17 protein-coding genes are annotated in these 18,409 nt (G+C 67.9%); 7 read left to right on the top strand and 10 right to left on the bottom strand.

Annotated elements, in window-relative coordinates; genetic code table 11:
• Window positions 1–246: 246 nt before the first annotated feature.
• The 3 genes from nagA to AAHM44_RS02015 are packed head-to-tail and all read right to left on the bottom strand — an operon-like array spanning window position 247 to window position 3,135.
• Window positions 247–1,374 carry an N-acetylglucosamine-6-phosphate deacetylase gene (gene nagA, locus AAHM44_RS02025; protein ID WP_342248839.1) on the bottom strand — a complete coding sequence of 376 codons (1,128 nt, stop codon included), beginning with the start codon at window positions 1,372–1,374 and terminating at the stop codon, window positions 247–249.
• Window positions 1,371–2,252, bottom strand: coding sequence for an N-acetylmuramic acid 6-phosphate etherase (locus AAHM44_RS02020; RefSeq protein ID WP_342248838.1), 882 nt, complete (start codon window positions 2,250–2,252; stop codon window positions 1,371–1,373). Before AAHM44_RS02020 ends, nagA begins: the two co-directional genes overlap by 4 nt.
• Complete coding sequence (locus AAHM44_RS02015; protein ID WP_269574561.1) at window positions 2,242–3,135, bottom strand: BadF/BadG/BcrA/BcrD ATPase family protein; 894 nt, start codon at window positions 3,133–3,135, stop codon at window positions 2,242–2,244. The genes AAHM44_RS02020 and AAHM44_RS02015 overlap by 11 nt, the downstream gene beginning before the upstream one ends.
• Before the next feature lie 201 nt (window positions 3,136–3,336).
• On the opposite strand from AAHM44_RS02015, the gene AAHM44_RS02010 reads away from it, so the two are divergent.
• Complete coding sequence (locus AAHM44_RS02010; RefSeq protein WP_269574562.1) at window positions 3,337–3,609, top strand: hypothetical protein; 273 nt, start codon at window positions 3,337–3,339, stop codon at window positions 3,607–3,609.
• On the opposite strand, the gene AAHM44_RS02005 is transcribed toward AAHM44_RS02010, so the two are convergent.
• Genes AAHM44_RS02005 through AAHM44_RS01995 form a run of 3 tightly spaced genes read right to left on the bottom strand, consistent with a single transcriptional unit; the run spans window position 3,606 to window position 7,144 of the window.
• Window positions 3,606–4,979 carry a glutamate--cysteine ligase gene (locus AAHM44_RS02005; protein ID WP_342248837.1) on the bottom strand — a complete coding sequence of 458 codons (1,374 nt, stop codon included), beginning with the start codon at window positions 4,977–4,979 and terminating at the stop codon, window positions 3,606–3,608. The genes AAHM44_RS02010 and AAHM44_RS02005 overlap by 4 nt on opposite strands.
• Window positions 4,976–5,800 carry a carbon-nitrogen hydrolase family protein gene (locus AAHM44_RS02000; RefSeq protein ID WP_269574564.1) on the bottom strand — a complete coding sequence of 275 codons (825 nt, stop codon included), beginning with the start codon at window positions 5,798–5,800 and terminating at the stop codon, window positions 4,976–4,978. The genes AAHM44_RS02005 and AAHM44_RS02000 overlap by 4 nt, the downstream gene beginning before the upstream one ends.
• A gap of 27 nt (window positions 5,801–5,827) precedes the next feature.
• The gene (locus AAHM44_RS01995; RefSeq protein ID WP_269574565.1) at window positions 5,828–7,144 is read right to left on the bottom strand and encodes a UDP-glucose dehydrogenase family protein; all 1,317 of its coding nucleotides are present in this window, start codon (window positions 7,142–7,144) and stop codon (window positions 5,828–5,830) included.
• Window positions 7,145–7,700: 556 nt separating this feature from the next.
• Here AAHM44_RS01995 and AAHM44_RS01990 point away from each other — a divergent pair.
• The 3 genes from AAHM44_RS01990 (at window position 7,701) to AAHM44_RS01980 (ending at window position 11,979) form a co-directional block, all read left to right on the top strand.
• Window positions 7,701–9,050 (top strand): GGDEF domain-containing phosphodiesterase, encoded by a 1,350-nt coding sequence (locus AAHM44_RS01990; protein ID WP_269574566.1) that lies wholly within the window; start codon window positions 7,701–7,703, stop codon window positions 9,048–9,050.
• Window positions 9,050–11,515 (top strand): tetratricopeptide repeat-containing sensor histidine kinase, encoded by a 2,466-nt coding sequence (locus AAHM44_RS01985; RefSeq protein ID WP_342248836.1) that lies wholly within the window; start codon window positions 9,050–9,052, stop codon window positions 11,513–11,515. Before AAHM44_RS01990 ends, AAHM44_RS01985 begins: the two co-directional genes overlap by 1 nt.
• 74 nt (window positions 11,516–11,589) lie before the next feature.
• On the top strand, window positions 11,590–11,979 hold the full coding sequence (locus AAHM44_RS01980) for a response regulator (RefSeq protein WP_184168197.1): 390 nt from the start codon (window positions 11,590–11,592) through the stop codon (window positions 11,977–11,979).
• Window positions 11,980–12,059: 80 nt separating this feature from the next.
• On the opposite strand, the gene AAHM44_RS01975 is transcribed toward AAHM44_RS01980, so the two are convergent.
• From AAHM44_RS01975 to AAHM44_RS01960, 4 genes are all read right to left on the bottom strand, one after another.
• Window positions 12,060–12,971, bottom strand: coding sequence for a dioxygenase family protein (locus AAHM44_RS01975; RefSeq protein WP_269574568.1), 912 nt, complete (start codon window positions 12,969–12,971; stop codon window positions 12,060–12,062).
• Window positions 12,972–13,057: 86 nt separating this feature from the next.
• Window positions 13,058–14,320: an ATP-binding protein gene (locus tag AAHM44_RS01970; RefSeq protein ID WP_269574569.1), complete on the bottom strand. Its 1,263-nt coding sequence runs from the start codon at window positions 14,318–14,320 to the stop codon at window positions 13,058–13,060.
• Window positions 14,321–14,324: 4 nt separating this feature from the next.
• Window positions 14,325–15,074, bottom strand: coding sequence for a response regulator transcription factor (locus tag AAHM44_RS01965; RefSeq protein WP_342248835.1), 750 nt, complete (start codon window positions 15,072–15,074; stop codon window positions 14,325–14,327).
• Window positions 15,075–15,384: 310 nt separating this feature from the next.
• Entirely contained in the window at window positions 15,385–16,668 is a 1,284-nt protein-coding gene (locus AAHM44_RS01960) for an MFS transporter (RefSeq protein WP_269574571.1), read from the bottom strand.
• An 89-nt stretch (window positions 16,669–16,757) separates the two neighbouring features.
• Between AAHM44_RS01960 and AAHM44_RS01955 the strand changes: the two genes are divergently transcribed.
• The 3 genes from AAHM44_RS01955 to AAHM44_RS01945 all read left to right on the top strand — a co-directional run bounded on the left by AAHM44_RS01955 (window position 16,758) and on the right by AAHM44_RS01945 (window position 18,393).
• A complete protein-coding gene (locus AAHM44_RS01955; protein WP_269574572.1) occupies window positions 16,758–17,324 on the top strand; it encodes a DUF3617 domain-containing protein in 567 nt (188 codons plus the stop codon).
• Window positions 17,325–17,471: 147 nt separating this feature from the next.
• Window positions 17,472–17,678, top strand: a complete 207-nt coding sequence (rpsU, locus tag AAHM44_RS01950) for a 30S ribosomal protein S21 (RefSeq protein WP_010545388.1) — start codon at window positions 17,472–17,474, stop codon at window positions 17,676–17,678.
• 94 nt (window positions 17,679–17,772) lie between these two features.
• Entirely contained in the window at window positions 17,773–18,393 is a 621-nt protein-coding gene (locus AAHM44_RS01945) for an FKBP-type peptidyl-prolyl cis-trans isomerase (protein WP_342248834.1), read from the top strand.
• The last annotated feature ends 16 nt before the right edge of the window (window positions 18,394–18,409 follow it).

Below are 18,409 nucleotides of genomic sequence, written 5' to 3'. Positions count from 1 at the left end.
CGTCGGCGTGGCCGTCGGGGTAGGGGTGGGCGTGCTGGTAGGGCTCGGCGTGGGGGGGGGGGGGGGGGGCGCGGCCGGCCCCCCCCCCCCCCCCCCCCCGCGCCTGTTTATATATCCCCCCCCCCCCCCCCCCCCCCCCCCCCCCCCCCCCCCCCCCCCCCCCCCCCCCCCCCCCCCCCCCCCCCCCCCCCCCCCCCCCCCCCCCCCCCCCCCCCCCCGGGGAGCGGATAGGTCCAGCGGTGAGCGCTAGCTGGAGAGGCCGGAAATCCAGCTGCGCTGCACGTCCAGGGTATCGTCGAGCAGCACCAGGTCCGCGCGGTAGCCCGGGGCGATGTGGCCGAGCTGGCCGGCCAGGCCGAGGAAGGCCGCCGGGGTGGCCGAGGCCATGCGGGAAGCGACTTCCAGCGGGACGCGGCCCTGTTCCATCATCCCCTTCACCGCGCCGGCCATGGTGAGGGTGGAGCCGGCCAGCGTGCCGTCGGCGCCGACCAGGCGGTCGCCGTCGCGGTGGATCTCGCGGCCGTGGATCAGGAAATGGTCCTCGTCGCTGCCGACGCTGGGCATCGCGTCGGTGACCAGCATCAGATGGTCGGGCCCCTTGGCGCGGAGCGCGACGCGCAGCGTGGCGGGGTGGAGGTGGTGGCCATCGGCGATGATGCCGGCATATGCGTCCGGTGCCTCGAGCGCGGCGCCGACCATGCCGGGCGCGCGGCTGGTGAGCGGCGACATCGCGTTGAAGATATGGGTGAAGCCAGTGGCGCCATTGTCGAGCGCGGCGCGGACCGTCTCATAGGGGGCGTCCGAATGGCCGGCCGAGACGATCACCCCGGCGGCGACCAGCCGGGCGACCTGATCGGGCGTGGCGGCCTCGGGCGCGAGGGTGACGAGCGTCCTGCCGTGGCGGGCGGATTCGAGCAGCGCGAGGAACCCGTCCTGCAGCGGCTGGATCTTGCTCTCGCTATGGATGCCGCGGCGCACCGGGTTGAGGAACGGTCCCTCGATATGGATGCCGAGGATGCCGGGCACACCCGCTTCGATCGCGGCATCGACCGCCTGGATGGCGGCCTCGATCACCGAGAGATCGTCGCTGATCAGGGTAGGGAGCAGGCCGGTCGTGCCGTAGCGGCGATGGGTCCCGGCGATGATGCGCAGGGTCTCGACGCTCGGATCGTCGTTGAACAGCCGGCCGCCGCCGCCATTGACCTGGGTATCGATGAAGCCGGGGATCAGGGTGTGGCCGGCAAGATCGACCTGCTCGGCACCGGCGGGCGGCTCGGGCAGGATCGCGGCGATCCGCTCGCTCTCGATCACCACACAGGCATCGTCGCGCCAGCCTTCGGCCAGCAGCATGCGGCCGTTGACCAGGGCTTTCACGCGAGCGTGTCCAGCGCCGCGCCGAGGCTGCCTTTGGTGGCGGCGAGCAGGGTCTCGGCCTCCGCGGCGTCGAGACCGCGGGCGATCAGCACGGCGCGCTTGATGTTGAGGCGCCCGGCGTCGAGCGCGGCCTCGGCCACGGTCTCGCTCGTGCCGGCGAGGGTGGCGACCATGCGGATCGCGCGGGTGCGCAGCTTGGCGTTCGACACCTGCATGTTGACCATCAGCCCGTGGTGAACGAGCCCGAGGCGCAGCATGATCCCGGTGGAGATCAGGTTGAGCGTAACCTTCTGCGCGGTGCCGGCCTTCATCCGGGTGGAGCCGGCGACGACTTCGCTGCCGGTGTCGGCGAGGATCGCATGCTCGGCGGCGGCGAGGACCGGGGTGTCGGGATTGTTGGAGACGCCGATGGTTAGGCTGCCGGCGGCGCGGGCGGCTTCGAGCGCGGCGATGACATAGGGGGTGCGGCCGCTGGCGGCGACACCGATCAGCACGTCATCGGGGCCGAGCGCTTCGGCGGCCACGGCCTGGATCGCGGCTTCGCGGCTGTCCTCGGCGCCTTCCTGGGTGCGGGTGAGCGCGGCGGGGCCGCCGGCGATGAGGAAGGCGAGCCGCTCGAACGGCCAGTTGAAGGTGGGGGTGAGCTCGACCCCGTCCTGCACGCCGATCCGGCCCGAAGTGCCGGCGCCGGCATAGGCGATGCGGCCGCCGCTGCGCAGCCGCTCGGCGGCGGCATCGATCGCGGCGGCGATCGGGGCGGTCTGGGCCTTGAGCGCGGCGATCGCGGCGAGCTGGGCCTCGAGCATCGCCTCGACGGCGGCCTCGGTGGGCCAGCGATCGAGTTCGCGATAGCGGGGGTCGGTGGCTTCAGTCGACATGCGGCTTCCGGGTCGGGAGGACAGAGGCGGACAGGCCGGCGAGAAGCAGCGCACCGTCGAGCGGATCGGCGATGGCGTCGGTCAGCCGGGCGACGGTGCGGGCGCGCAGCCAGGGCTTGATCCGCATCGCGAGGCCGCCGGCAAGCGCGCAGCGGACGGCGCCGCGGGCGAAGATCGTCTCGATGAAGCGCTCGATATGCTGGGCGGCATCCTCGACGATCGAGCGGGCGATCGCGTCGTTATTCTCGGCATAGTCCATGACGAGCGGGGCGAAGGCGGCATAGTCCTTCGGGGTCGCGGCATCCATCCAGGCAACGGCGCGGGCGGTGTCGTGCCCGAAGCCGGCAGTGACGGCGTGGCTGAGCGCGGTGACTTCGCTGCGGCCGTCGAGGGCGCGAAGCGCGTGGCGCATAGCGCTGAGGCCGAGCGCGGCACCGCTGCCCTCGTCCGAGATCGGGAAGCCATACCCGCCGATCGCGAAGCTGGTGGTGCCGACGCGGACCTCGGCGATGCTGCCGGTGCCGATGATCAGCGTGGCGCCTTCGGCCCCGGCATGCGCGCCGAGATTGGCGATCGCGGCATCGGTGGCGAAGATGATGTCGGCAAAGGGGAAGGGCAGAGCGGCGAGCTGCTCGCGCATGCCGGTGCGGGTGATGCCGGCGATGCCCATGCCGGCGCGGATCGTCGCGGCCTGGCCCTGGTCGAGCCCGGCGGCGGAGATCGCCTGCTGGACGACCTCGCTCAGCACAGCGTGGAGCCGCTCGATCCCGATACGGGTATTGGCGGGGCCGCTCTCCCCGGTGCCGAGGATCGTCCCGTGTTCGTCAACCAGCCGGCTGCGGCAATGGCTGCCGCCTGCGTCTATCCCCAGGAAAAAGGCCATGGTTGCTCCCTAACAGCAGCGATGCCCGGCCTTGCCATGCCGAACCCGCAGGGGGGCATAATCCACAGATATGGCTGGGCAAGGTCCGTCGGCGCCTTTCGGGTGCCGGGGACGGTAATACGTAAATTTACCAATTTCCGGGTTTCGGGGCCGGGAGCAGGCTTGGCGGCGGTTCAGTGAGACGAAGCGATGATGGCGAGCGTGAAGCGTGGAAAGGCCGAATCCGCCCCAAAGATCGGCCAGTGCGGGCGGATGGTGCTTCGGGACGTCGCGGTGCTCTCGGGCGAGGAGTTGCTCCTGCGCTTCGGGGACGCGGCCCCGCAGCAGCTGATCGACCTGATCGTTGCGGCCATCCGCAAGGGGGACGACGACGAAGTCGCCGCGATCGACGGACGGCTGCGCGAAGTCGAGCGGATATCGCTTCGGCAAGGGACTAGCCTTCCCGGCGGTGCTCCCCCGGGTCGGGGAGGCTAGAACCGCGCTTCCTCATAGACGCGGCGGATGTCGCCGCCCCAATCGCCGTTGAAGCGATCGAGCAGGACCTGCGCCGGCACCTTGCCGGTGCGGACCACTTCGCGCAGCGGATCGAGGAAGCCGGACTCGTTGTCGCCCGAGGCGTTGAAGCGCGCGCGGGCGTTGAGGCCCGCGGCGGCGATGTCGAGGACTTCGCCGGCGATGTCGCGGAGCTTGCCGCCGCCGGGCAGCGGGGCGTCGAGGGCGAGCCTGGGCACCGAGCTGCGCAGCGTCTCGCGTTCCTCCATCGACCAGCCCTTCACCAGGTCCCAGGCGGCATCGAGTGCGCCCTGGTCGTAGAGCAGGCCGACCCACAGCGCCGGCAGCGCGCAGATCCGGCCCCAGCGGCCGCCATCGGCGCCGCGCATCTCGAGGAAGGTCTTGAGGCGGACTTCGGGGAAGGCGGTGGAGAGGTGGTCGGCCCAGTCGTCGATCGTCGGCTTGTGGCCGGGATAGGCGGGCAGCTCGCCCTTGAGGAAGTCGCGGAAGCTCTGGCCGGCGGCGTCGATATATTTGCCGTCGCGGTAGACGAAGTACATCGGCACATCGAGCGCGTATTCGGCGTAGCGCTCATAGCCGAAGCCGTCCTCGAACACGAAGGGCAGCATGCCGGTGCGCGCGGGATCGGTGTCCGACCAGATGTTCGAGCGGAACGAGAGGAAGCCGTTGGGCTTGCCCTCGGTGAAGGGCGAGTTGGCGAAGAGCGCGGTCGCCAGCGGCTGAAGCGCGAGGCCGACGCGGAACTTCTGCGCCATGTCCGCCTCGGAGGCATAGTCGAGGTTCACCTGGATCGTGCAGGTGCGCAGCATCATGTCGAGCCCGAGATTGCCGACGCGCGGCATGTGGCGCAGCATGATCTCGTAGCGGCCCTTGGGCATGATCGGCAGCTCGGCGCGGGTCTTGTCGGGCCACATGCCGAGGCCGAGATAGTTGATCCCGAGCCGCTCGCCGACCTGCTTGACCTGCTCAAGGTGGCGGCCGGTCTCGTTGCAGGTCTCGTGGAGGTTCTCGAGCGGGGCGCCGGAGAGCTCGAGCTGGCCGGCGGGCTCGAGGCTGACGGTGCCGTCGGGGCCGGACAGGGCGATGACGTTGTCGCCTTCGAGCACGGGCTTCCAGCCATAGGCGGTGAGCCCGTCGAGCAGGTCGCGGATGCCGCCCTGCTCGGTGTAGCTGGGGGCGTGGAAGTCGCTCTTCGCGAACACGAACTTCTCGTGCTCGGTGCCGATCCGCCAGCGCTCCTTCGGCTTCTCGCCGCCGGCGAAATAGTCGATCAGCTGCTGCCGGTCCTCGATCGGTGCCGACACCTTGGTGTTCTCGGTCTTGGTGCTCATGCGAAGGTCTCGACGGGAGGAATGGGGCGGCGGTGGCGGAGCACCGGGATGCGCGAACGGGCGTCCTCGATGCGCGCAAGATCGATCTCGGCGGTGCCAAGCCCGGCTTGCTCGCCCATGTCGAGCAGCACCTCGCCCCAGGGATCGATCACCAGCGAATGGCCATAGGTGGCGCGGCCGTCCGCATGCTCACCGGTCTGCGCGGCGGCGATGAGAAAGGCTTCGGCTTCAATCGCGCGGGCGCGCAGCAGCACGTGCCAATGCGCCTGGCCGGTCGGGCGGGTGAAGGCGGCGGGGACGGCGAGGGCGGTGGCGCCGGCGTCGCTCAGCGCGCGGAACAGGTCCGGGAAGCGCATGTCGTAGCAGATCGCCAGGCCGAGCCGGCCGATCGGCGTATCGACCAGGATCGCCCGCTCGCCGCGCTGATAGGTGTTGGACTCGCGCCAGCTCTCGCCGGTGGCGAGATCGACGTCGAACAGATGGAGCTTGTCATAGCTCGCCCGGATCGCGCCGGTATCGTCGATGACGAAGCCGCGGTTGAGGAACTTGTCGCCCTCGCCCTTCACCGCGAGCGAGCCGAGATGGACCCAGATGCCGTGCTTCGCGGCAGCCTCGCGCGTGGCGGCGAGGACCAGATCCTGGTCTTCCGGCACGACATGGCCCCGGGCGCGCTCGCGATTGCCGTCGAGCAGGCCGGACATTTCGGGGGTGAACAGCATCGCGCTGCCGGCAGCCGCCGCCTGCGCAACCCCATCGGAAATGGTGCGCGCATTGGCGGCCGGATCGATCCCGCTCGTCATCTGCAGCAGGCTGGCCTTCATCGATCTACTCCCCCCGTCCGGCCGGGATCAGCCGCGCTTCGGCTTGCCGACGCCGACCAGGGTCAGCCCGGCACGCTCGGCCTCCGCGGCCGGATAGACGTTGCGCAGGTCGACGAGAAGCGGCGCCTTGAGCAGCGACTTGATCCGCCCAAGGTCGAGCGCGCGGAATGCATCCCATTCGGTGACGATCACCAGCGCATCGGCGCCGTCCGCGGCGGCATAGGCGCTGTCGCTGAACTCGACGTTCGGCAGCAGCGGGCGGGCCTGCTCGAAGCCTTCCGGATCATAGGCCTTCACCGTGGCGCCGGCATCTTCCAGCGCCGCGACGATCGACAGGCTGGGCGCGTCGCGCATGTCGTCGGTGTTCGGCTTGAAGGTGAGGCCGAGCAGGCCGACCGTCTTACCGCGAATATCGCCGCCCATCGCCTTGATGACCTTGCGGCCCATAGCGCGCTTGCGGGCGTCGTTGACCTGCACGGTCGCCTCGACGATGCGCAGCGGGGTCTCGTTGTCGCCGGCGGTCTTGAGCAGCGCCAGCGTGTCCTTGGGGAAGCACGAGCCGCCATAGCCTGGCCCGGCATGGAGGAACTTGCCGCCGATGCGGTTGTCCATGCCGATACCGCGCGCGACTTCCTGCACGTCGGCGCCGACTTCCTCGCACAGATCGGCGATCTCGTTGATGAAGGTGATCTTCACCGCCAGGAAGGCGTTCGCCGCATACTTGATCAGCTCGCTGGTGCGGCGGCCGGTGAACAGGATCGGCGCCGACTGGTTGAGCGAGAGCGGGCGATAGATGGCGCGCATCACTTCGCGCGCACCCTCGTCATCGGTGCCGACGACGACGCGGTCCGGGCGCTTGAAGTCCTCGATCGCGGCGCCTTCGCGCAGGAATTCGGGGTTGGAGACGACCTTCGCGCCGATATTCGGTGCGACCTCGGCCAGGATACGCTCGACTTCGTCGCCGGTGCCGACCGGCACGGTCGACTTGGTCACGATCACGCTGCCCTTGGTCAGGTTCTCGGCGATCTCGCGCGCGGCGGCGAAGACATAGCTGAGATCGGCATGGCCATCGCCACGGCGGCTGGGCGTGCCGACCGCGATGAAGATCGCATCGGCATCCTTGACGCCTTCGGCCAGATCGGTGGTGAAGGAGAGGCGGCCGGCCTTCACATTCGAGGCGACCAGCGCGTCGAGCCCCGGCTCGTAGATCGGCATCACGCCCTGGTGAAGCAGCTCGATCTTGCGTGCGTCCTTGTCGACGCAGACGACGTCATGGCCGAAGTCCGAGAAACAGGCGCCGGAAACCAGGCCGACATAGCCCGTGCCGATCATAGCGATGCGCAACGTGGATCCCCTTGGGAAGAAACTATGCTGCGCAGATAGCGACGCCAGCGCCCGGGGCAAGGGGCTGGATCAAACCGCTTCTCCGGTGCCGTGCGCGAGAAGGGCGCGGGCAACAAAAAAGGCGGCCCAAGGCCGCCATTTTTGGTTTTGTCTTCCGTTGTCGTCCGGGCCGGTCAGCACGGCCTCACAGGAGGTCGCTTCACCGCCGGCCCGGATGAGTGTTCCGGTTAGAACGGGCGGATGTCGTTACCGCTCGCACCGTCACGGAACATAAGTTCAAAGAACGCGAACATTTTTAGTCTCCCATCGGTGCGCACATGTGCGCGATTCACGTGGTTAAAGACTGCTTAACGATGAATCAATCCGGATTTCTGCGGAGTTGGCGTGATCGAAAATGCCGAAGCGCCCGGGATTTAACGGTTCCTTCAATGGTCTCGGGCTAGACCGTCGGGGCATGTCGGCACGCAAAGAGCCCTTGGCTAACCAGGCCAGCGCTATCTCGAGCGCAGTCGTGAGGTCCGTGGAAAATACGGAAATCACGAGGGAATTTGTGCAAGTGCGAGCTTCGCAGGACGCCGCGATGGATATCCGCGCACGCCCGCGCAGCCGCCAGGCGCCGGGCAAGCGCGAACTGCACCGGGCAAGTAACGATCGCCACGTCGAGGGGCGTTACTGGAGCGTTCTCGGACTTTGTGAAATTGCGAATTTTGCTTCGCTGCGCCGCCATATCGGCCGCGCGAGGGCCGATTCGCTGGTTCTGGACGTCGCGCGGCGAATCTCTTCGCTGATTCCCGACGTTCGAATTTCCGCCGCCGGCCGCGCGGTCGTGGAGATCGCGTTCGAGCGCGAATCCCCCGAAGTCGCCGCCGACGATATGGACCGGATCTACAAGGCGTTCCTGACCACGCTCGACATCGACGGCGAGCCGCACCAGCTCCAGATGCATATCGGCGTCGCCGCCGCGCCCACGGTCGAGGACGACGAGGTGCTCCTCTCCGAGGCCGCCGAATCCGCGCTCGAGCAGGCGCGTGTCGATGGCCGGGTGGTGATGCTCGACCTGTCGCGGGCGGACCTGGCGTTCGACAAGCTGACCCTGATGCGCGAACTGCCGCGCGCGATCGCCAATGGCGAGATGTTCCTCCAGTACCAGCCCAAGGTGCATGTCCGCCGCCAGGAGATCGCCAGCGCCGAGGCGCTGGTCCGCTGGCAGCATCCGACGCGCGGGCTGATCCTGCCGGGCGACTTCATCTCCGTCGCCGAGCAGGCAGGCGAAATCTCCAAGCTGACGCTGTGGACGCTGCGCCAGGTGATCGAGGACCAGCGCAAGCTGCGCGAAGACGGCTTCGACCTGCTGCTCTTCGTCAATATCTCCGGCCAGCTCCTGGCCGACCCCGCCTTCGTGAACGAAGTCTGCGAGATGCTGGCGAGCACCGACGCCAAGCTCGGCTTCGAGATCACCGAAACCGCGGTGATCCGCGATCCGGAAAGCGCGATCCGCCACCTGCAGTTCTTCGCCGACAGCGGCGTGACGCTTGCCATCGACGATTATGGCGCGGGCCTGTCCTCGCTCGCCTATCTCAAGAAGCTGCCGGCGCGCGAGCTCAAGATCGACAAGATGTTCGTGATGCAGCTGACCAGCAGCAATCGCGATCCGCTGATCGTCCGCTCGACGATCGACCTGGCCCATGCGCTGGAGATGGAAGTCACCGCCGAGGGCGTGGAGACACCGTCGGCGCTGGCGCTGCTCAGCGTGATGGGCTGCGACATGGTGCAGGGCTTCCTGATTTCCCGCCCGCTCGGGCTCGATGCGTTCCGCAAGTTCCTTGCGGACGACGGCCATCTCGACACTGCGAACGGCCAGCTTCAGTCGTTCGTCCGGCCCGAGAGCTTCTGGAAGCGCGCCTGATGCGCGTGCGCCTTCACGCTTTCCTGACGTTCCTCGCGCTGCTGACGGCTGTCCCCGCGCTCGCCCAGGCACCGGCCAAGCCGGCGAATGAATTCACCCCTGCGATCCAGGCCGAGATCCAGGCGGCCAAGGGCAGCATGATGAGCGATCAGGCCGAGGCGTTGCGCCACGCCGACGCGATCGACAAGCTTGCCCGGCAGCTGCCCGATGCGCGCCAGTCCATGCTCGCCCAGGCAACCGCGCGCTGGCTCGCCGCCGAAGCGCGCTTGCGCAATGACGAGCCCGCCCAGGCACAGCCGCTGATCGTCGAAGGGCTGAAGCTGATCGAGACGATCCCGGAGCCGATCAAGCTGCGCGGCGACCTGCTGATGTCGCAGGGTACCTTCTTCATGGCGCGCGACCAGGCGGTGCGCGCGCTCGACAGCTACCAGAACGCGTTCCGCATCTTCGGCGACGTCAAGGAGCTGCGTAGCCAGGCGATCGCGCTGCAGAACATCGCATCGCTCTACAGCTCGGCCAACGACAATGGCCGGGCCGAGCAATATTACCGCCAGGCCGCCGACCTGTATGACGGCGATCCGGTGCTCTCGCTGTCGCTGCACAACAATCGTGGCAACGTGCTGCTCACGATGGACCGCAACGTCGAGGCGGGGCGGGAATATGAGGATGCGCTGCGCATCGCGCGCGAGATGGACCAGCCCGTGCTCGAGGCGCGTATCCTCAGCAACTATGCGCGCAGCCAGATCGAGCTGAAGCGCTTCGATGTCGCCGGCCGGCTGATCTCGCGCGGGTTCGAGCTGCTGAAGGGCGTCGATGCCGATTTCCTGCGCCGGCACCTCCTGTCGACCGCGGCGGCGCTCGAGCTGGAGCGGGGCAACACCGAACGGGCGGTGCGTCTGATCCGCGAGGCCTTTGCGGGCTTCGACATCGCGAAGACGACGGTCGAGTTCCGCGGTGACCATATGTACGCCTATCAGGTCTTCAGCCGAGCCGGGGATACCCGCGAGGCGCTGATCCATCTCGAGGCGGCGAAGCGGCTGGGCGACGAAGCCTCAAAGGTGGCGACGACGACCAGCGCGGCGCTGATGGCGGCACAGTTCCAGTACGCCAAGCAGCAGAACGACATCCTGACGCTGCAGAACCGCGAGGCCGAGAACCGCGCGCGTACCCAGCTGACGATGTTCCTGCTGATCGGCGGCGCGACGGTAATCGTCATGGGCGCGCTGGGCTGGGGCCTCGTCACCATTCGTCGGAGCCGCAACAAGGTGCGCGCCGCCAACATCGTGCTCGGCGAGACCAATGTCGCGCTGGAGAAGGCGCTCAAGGCCAAGACCGAGTTCCTGGCAACGACCAGCCACGAAATCCGCACGCCGCTGAACGGCATCCTGGGCATGACCCAGGTGATGCTGTCCGACCCGAAGCTGGAAGCGCAGACGCGCGACCGGATCGGCATCGTCCACAGCGCCGGCGTGACGATGCGCACGCTGGTCGACGACATTCTCGACGTGGCCAAGATGGAGACGGGCAACCTCAGCGTCGAGGCGTCGCCGATGGACCTGTGCGCCACGCTCCGGGACGTCACCAAGCTCTGGGAGGAGCAGGCGCGCGCCAAGGGGCTGAATTTCAAGCTCGAGCTCAGCCATGCGCCGCACTGGATCGTCAGCGACGCCACCCGCCTGCGCCAGGTGGTGTTCAACCTGCTCTCCAACGCGATCAAGTTCACCGAGAAGGGCGGCGTGACGCTGCGTGCCGTGGCCGAGGGGGAGGGCGATGCCCGCCGCCTCAAGCTGGCGATCGAGGACAGCGGCATCGGCATCCCGCGCGAGAAATTCGAGGAGATCTTCGAGAGCTTCCGCCAGGTCGATACCAGCACCACGCGCCGCTTCGGCGGCACCGGGCTGGGCCTGGCCATCTGCCGCAACCTGGCGCGCGCGCTGGGCGGCGACATCATGGTGGAGAGCGAGGACGGCAAGGGATCGCGCTTTGTCGTCGATCTGCCGCTGGTTCCCGCCGAGGCGCCGGAGACTGCCGCGACGGCCGAAAGCAGCACCGGGATCGACCTGGTGGTGCTCGATCGCAACCCCATCGCCCGCTCGATGCTGCGCACCCTGCTCGAGCCGCGCGTCGCCCGGCTGCGCTTCGCGGCGAATGTCGGCGAGGCGCTGCCGATGCTTGAGGAGGGCGGGGTCGGTCACCTGCTCGCCGACGAAGCCACGCTCAAGGCCGAGGCCGACGGTCCCGTCCAGGCGCTCACCGCGCTGCGGGCGGCGGATGGAAGCGTTTCCCACACCATTCTCTGGCTCAAGCCCGATGCGGAGACCGTGGCTGAGCTGATTGCGGCAAGTGACGGCAAAATACTGGAAAAACCCATTACCGGCGCGAGCCTGATTGATGCTATCATTCCGCCGACGGAAGAAAATTCCGACAAGAGGGATGGGGACCCGCTTGTATCTCGGGCGGCTTAGGGCGATAGCACACCTGACATGACAGAAATGGTCGCGCGTATCTCGAGGAAACCGGTCGCCACGGGCGGGCGGGCATGAACATCCTCTTCATTGAGGACGATCCGATGAACCGTCGGGTCGTGAAGGACATGCTCGACGTTGCGGGGGCCACCATGGCCGAGGCCAGCTGGGCCGAGGAAGGCCTGGCGATGCTCGATGCCGAGAGCTTCGACGTGATCCTGGTCGACCTGCGCATGCCGGGGATGGACGGGTTCGAGACGATCGAGCGCATCCGCGCGCGCGGCGACGAGAAGGGCGAGCTGCCGATCATCGTGGTCACTGCGGATACGGCGGTGGACCTGCGCGAGCGCTGCCTCGCGGTGGGCGCCGACGACGTGCTGTTCAAGCCGGTGGCGATGGACGCGCTGTTCGATTCGATCGGCCGCGTGCTCGCGATCCGCGGCGGCGGCGGGATGATACTCTAAAGCGGCTTGAAGGGGGCTGTCGAAGGCCCCCTTTGTCACCCTGAAACAGGTTCAGGGCGACTGGGGATGCCTGGCCGAGTTCAGCGTGCGATGCCGATCACGGCGGTGGCGGTATAGCCCGCCGCGACGCTGCCGCTCATCACCGGGGTCTGCTGGGCGATCTGGGCGCTGGTATTGTCGCCGAACACATTGTCGCTGTTGATGCTGACGCTCGCGAAGTTGCGGATGCTCGTCGAATAGCCGGTGGCGTTGTTGTAGACCGTGCTGCACGCGGCGCTCGGCATGGCGAGCTGCGAAATCAGCGTGGCGTAGCGTCCGCCGGTGGCGTTGGCCAGGCTCGAGAACACCTCGAAATGGATGTGCGGCCAGCGGCCCGAATAGCAGCCCGGGAAGATGGTGGTGAAGGTCACCTGGCCGTTGCTGTCGGTCACGCCGACGCCGCGGAGGTAGCTCTCGGCCGGGAGGTCGTAGAGCGAGTATTTCCCGTCGCGGTCGCAGTGCCAGATATAAATGGCATAGCCGGCCAGCGGGGCGCAGGCGGCGTTCACATTGACCAGGGTGAGGGTGAGCGTGACCTGCACGCCCGCCGCCGTCGTGGTCGAGCTGCCGACGAACGAGGAGCGAATGTCGCTGCGCACCACGTTGCTGGCGGTGAGCACGTTCGATGTCGCGCCGCTCGAGGTGTTGGTGCCGTCGGCGGGATAGGGGCCGTTGGTCTCGGTGGGGTCGACGACGCAGGTGCTGCTGGTGGAGGTCGCGGTCGGGGTCGGCGTGGCGGTGGCCGACGCTGTGGGGGTGGGTGTTGCGGTGGTGGTGGTGCCCGAGCTGCTCGTGCTGCTGGCAGTACCGCTCGATCCGCCGTCGCATGCCGCGAGCATCGCCGCGCCGCTGGCGCCGGCGAACCAGCCCAGCGCCCGGCGCCGGCTGGCGAGCTGCGTCATTGCCTTCAGGTCGTGGGCGAGGCCCAGGTCGTGCTCGTCATGATGTTCCATTCTGCCTCCTTGGTCAGAGGCTTCAGTCACATGCCGGACACACGCGGGGATTTCCCCGCGTCGCCGATTGTTGCAGCATGTTGCAGTCAGGCCGGCAGGCGCACCCGCACCCGTCCGCCGCCGGCGGCGCGATTCTCCAGCGTGACTTCGCCGCCATGCGCTTCGGCGATCGTGCGGACGATCGCGAGGCCGAGGCCGGTGCCGCCGGTCTCGCGATTGCGCGAGCTCTCCCCGCGCACGAAGGGCGCGAACAGCGCCTCGGCCCGGCTGAGATCGAAGCCGCGCCCGTCATCCTCGATCACCACGTCCACCTTGCCTTCGGCCAGGCTCCAGCCGAGACGCGCGCGCTCACCGTAACGCACCGCATTCTCGATCAGATTGGCGAACAGGCGGCGCAGCGCCGCGGGATCGCCCCGCACCACCGCGCGTGGGCCAGGCTCCACGCTCACCGGCTTGCCGGCGGTGGCGAGGTCATCCACCAGGCTCTCGACCAGGCTGCCCAGGTCGAGCTTCTCGTGGGGGGCGCCGTCGCGGCCGTCGCGGGTGAAGCTGAGCGCGGCCTTGAGCATCGCGCGCATCTCTTCGATGTCCGCCTCGGCGCGCAGCCGGGCATCGTCGGGCAGCTGCTCGACCCAGAAGGCGATGCGGGAGAGGGGGGTGCCCAGGTCATGCGCGATCGCGCCCAGCATCGCACTGCGGTTCTCCGCCTCGACCAGGATGCGCTCCTGCATCGAATCGAGCGCGCGGGCGAGTTCATGGACTTCGCGCGGTCCGTTGTGCGGGATCGGCTGGCGCGCGCCCAGCCTTACCCGTGTCGCGGCGCCGGCCAGATCGCGGATTGGGCGGGAAATGCGCCGCGCCACGCCCCAGGCGAGCAGCGACAGCACCAGCAGCACACCGAGCATGCCGAGCAGCCTGGCGAGGTGCCAGCGGGTGAAGGCAGGCCGGAACAGGCTCGAGGCAACGATCCAGCCGTTGCCGTCCTCCAGCGCGACGGTGAAGCTGCCATGCATGTCCTGCTCGGGGTCGCGCGCGGGGAACTGGTAGAGGCCGTGGACACGCTCGGCGGGCACGCCGATCAGCCGGGCGATCGCCGCGTCGCGCGCCGGCGAGGGGCGCTCGTCCTCGCGGCCGAACTTGTCCTCGCTGGTGCGGGTGATCGCCATCCGCGCCTGGGCGGTGGGGGCGACCGTGCCGGTACGCAGCGCCTCGGCGACGCGGGCAAGCGGCAGCGGCCCCGGCCCGGGCGGCGGGCCGTTGAACATGATCGTGAACTGCGTCGTCGTCGCGATCAGCGCCGCGGCGATGACGAGCAATACGATCGGAACGGTGATCGAGCGCCGCGTCACGGGGTTACTTGGTCGTCACTTCGGTGACGAACATATAGCCTTCGTTGCGGATCGTGCGGATCAGGTCCTCGGAGCCCGGCCGGGCCAGCTTCTTGCGCAGGCGGCTCATCTGCACGTCGATCGCACGATCGAAATGCTCGGCATTGGGGCCACGCGAGAGATCGAGCAGCATGTCGCGGGTCAGCACCCGGCGTGGGCGCTCGACCAGCGCGAGCAGCAGGCGGAACTCGCCGTCGCTAAGGTTGATGATGACGTCGTCCGGATCCCAGAGCTGGCGTGCCACGGGATCGAGCCGCCAGCCGGCGAAGCGCATGAAGGCGCGGGTGGTGATCGCGGCCGGCGCGGCGCTGCGGTCGCCCTGGCTGCGGCGCAGCACCGAGCGGATGCGGGCCAGCAGCTCACGCGGATTGGCGGGCTTGGGCACATAATCGTCCGCGCCCATTTCCAGCCCGACGATCCGGTCGATATCCTCGCCGATCACCGAGTGGAGGATCACCGCGGGGCCGGTCTCACGATCCATCGAGCGGAGTATCGAAAGGCCGTCCTCGCCCGGCATCATCACGTCGAGTACGATCAGGTCGTAATCGTTGCGCGCGGTGAGGGTGCGCATCTCGGTGGCGCCCGATGCGGTGTCGACGACATAGCCATGCTGCGACAGGAAGGCCGCGGTAAGCTCGCGGATTCCGGGATCGTCATCGACGATCAGCAGGCGGGTCTCAATGTCCAAGGCGGGGGCTAAAGCTGCTAGTGGCATCCCATCGGTTTAAGTGCCGAGCCTAACGCCGGTATTGCACGGCTGCAACGCACGGAAACATAATGACGGAGCGGGACGGGGAAAGCCGTAAGGGGATTTCTGCTTTTGTCTTTCGCGGGGAGGCCGGGCGTGTCGGGACCGCGAGCCCTTCACGCCGTCACCCTGAACTTGTTTCAGGGTCCAACTCTCCACGGGCGATATCGCTGGAGGCGCATTGGATGCTGAAACGAGTTCAACATGACGAAGCGCTTGCTGTGATGCCGGCCAGCAATTCGACGAGTTCGATACGCTAATGATTAGCAATAGCTCATCAATCCTCGAGGATCTGCGAGTGTTTCGCAGTGTCCCGCATGCGCAGATAGGTGACCAGCGAGATGGCGATCATCGCGGTGACATACCAGTAGAAGCCGCGCTCCCACCCTTCCTGCTTGAACCAAAGCGCCACGGTGGGCGCGGTGCCGCCGAACAGGGCGTTGGCCAGCGCATAGGGCAGGGCGACGCCCAGGGTGCGGATATGGGCGGGGAAGAGCTCGGCCTTCACCACGGCGTTGATCGAAGTGTAGCCGGTGACGATCACCAGCGCCCCGGTCATCAGCAGGAAGGCGGTGAGCGCGTCGCGTGCGCCTTCCATCGCGACGAAGATCGGATAGCTGAGCAGGGTGCCGAGCACGCCGAATGCGATCATCAGCGGCTTGCGCCCGATCCGGTCGGACAGGGCGCCGGCGAGCGGCTGGATCGCCATGAACACGAACAGGGCGGCCGCGTTCACCTGGGTCGCCGCTGAATCGGAGAAGCCGGCGGTCTTCTTGAGGAAGGCGATCGGGTAGATTGTATAGGCGTAGAAGGCGAGGGTGCCGCCGGCGGTGAGCAGCATCACCACGGCCGCCTCGCGCGGATGCTCGCGGACCAGTGCCAGTGCGCTCGATTTCTTGGCCGTTTCGCGCTTGGCGAAGCTCTCGGTCTCGGCGAGCCGGCGCCGCAGCCAGAATACGCCGAGCGCCAGCACGCCGCCCACGGCGAACGGGATGCGCCAGCCCCAGGACTTCAGGTCCGCCTCGCTCATCACGGCCTGGAGCACCAGCAGCACGAGCAGTGCGACGAGCTGGCCCGAGATCAGCGTGACGTACTGGAAGCTGGAGAAGAAGCCGCGGTGCTTCCTGCCTGCCATTTCCGAAAGATAGGTGGCGCTGGCGCCATATTCGCCGCCCAGGCTGAGCCCCTGGAGCAGCCGCGCGGTAACCAGCGCGACGGTGGCCGCCACGCCGATCTCGCCATAGCTGGGCGTTGCCGCGATGATGATCGAGCCGGCGCACATCAGCGTGACCGACAGGGTCAGTCCCGCCTTGCGCCCGCGCCGGTCGCCATAGATGCCCATCAGCCAGCCGCCGATCGGGCGCATGAAGAAGCCGATCGCGAAGACGATCCAGGCGCTGATGTCCTGGCCGGCGCCCTTGGGGAAATAGTGCGGGGCCAGATAGCTGGCGAGCACCGCATAGGCATACCAGTCATACCATTCGACCAGATTGCCGGCCGATCCGCCCAGGATCGAGCGCAGGCGGTGGCGGGGCGGGGTGGTGGCGTCGGCTGCTGTCATCGCGCCACTATGGCGCCAGGAATCGCGCTTGTCTTTGGCTGCGATATCGGCTGAGTGGCGCCACGAATTTGGAGAGGGATTTCCTGAAGATGCGTGCCATCCTGCTCGTCGGCGCCCTTGCGCTTGCCGGTTGCCAGTCCGCCGCGGAGCGCCAGGCGGCCGCCACGGGCGAGTTCGAAGTGCACAATGGCTCGATGAAGGAAGTCGCTGCGCTGTCCAAGGCGGCGCATTCGAAGATGCTGATGCAGCCGGGCACCTGGGACTCGGGGATGCAGGTGATCTCGGCCGACTTCACCGACGGGGCGGACAAGGCCGACCAGCTCGCCGCGGTGCGCAAGCAGGAGCGCCATGCGGTGAAGTGCCAGACGGCGAGCGACCTCAAGCCGCTCGACATCGAGAATCTGGAGAAGGTCGCCGGCACCTGCACCTTCCCGCGCTTCATCCAGAAGGGCGGGAAGCTCGACGTCGAGATCCAGTGCACCCAGGCGAGCGGCGCGAAGACCACTCTCCTCTATGCCGGCACCATGGGCAAGGACGCCTATGACGTGACCGTCGACCAGAAGAGCGGCGCCAGGGGGCAGCCCGACTATGCGGCGATTCGCATGCGCGTCTATGGCAAGCGGCTGGGGCTTTGCACCGGCAAGCCGGCTGCCTGAGGTGCGGCTCGCCGCATCACAGGGGAGGCGGGGCCGGTTCGCCCTTGTAAAATTGGATTCACGCTGTTAGGTGGCCGCCCTTACGCCGCAACTCTCGTGTTCCGGCGAACCCTTTTCTATTGATTAGACCGGAGCACTGACGGGTTTATGCAGATCATCGTTCGCGACAACAACGTCGACCAGGCACTGCGCGCACTCAAGAAGAAGCTGCAGCGTGAGGGCGTGTATCGCGAGATGAAGCTCCGTCGCCACTACGAGAAGCCCAGCGAGAAGCGTGCTCGCGAGCGTGCCGCCGCGGTTCGCCGCGCCCGCAAGCTCGAGCGCAAGCGCATGGAGCGCGACAGCGCCCGTTGATTTCGCGAATCGGCCATGCGCGGACCTCGCGCGTGGCCGTCGTGACTTTCTTGACTAACGGGTAGTCTGAATACCCGCGCCTGGAGCCTATCGCATGTCCGTGACCGCCGTTCCGCTCCAGCCCGTCAAGCGCAGCTACAAGACCTGGCTCTGGGCCGGTGTGGTGCTGGCGATCGCCGTTGCGGTGGCGCTGGCCTGGACCGGTACCCGCGCGCCTGTCGCTGCCAAGGGCAGCGACGCGCAGTTCCTCGCCTGGAACAAGGGGCAGACCGGCGTGCAGACCACGGCTTCGGGCCTGCAGTATCAGGTGCTCAAGGAAGGCTCCGGCGCCAAGGCGCAGGAAGGCGACGGCGTTTCGGTGTGGACCGTCGGCACGATGCGTGACGGCACCGTCTTCCAGCCGGCCGGCGATATCCGCCTCCAGGTCGGTGGCGCGATCCCCGGCTTCGACGAAGCGCTCAAGATGATGAGCAAGGGCTCGAAGCTGCGCATCTGGATTCCGGCGAACATCGCCTATGAGAAGGCCGGCCCGCAGCATCCGCTGTTCGGCAAGCTCCTGCAGTTCGACCTCGAGGTGAAGGAAATCGTCCCGGCCGCAGTCCTGCAGCAGATGATGATGCAGCAGATGATGCAGCAGCAGGGCCAGGGCGGCGGCGCTCCCGGCGGTCCGGCCGGCCCCGGCGGCCCGCAGCCGGGTGGTCCCGAGGGTCAGTAAGCTCCCGACACAGTGA

It is taken from the genome of Sphingomonas sp. OTU376, assembly GCF_038440415.1.
Classification (GTDB): Bacteria; Pseudomonadota; Alphaproteobacteria; order Sphingomonadales; family Sphingomonadaceae; genus Sphingomonas; species Sphingomonas kyeonggiensis_A.
This window is presented reverse-complemented; position numbering and strand designations above follow the sequence as displayed.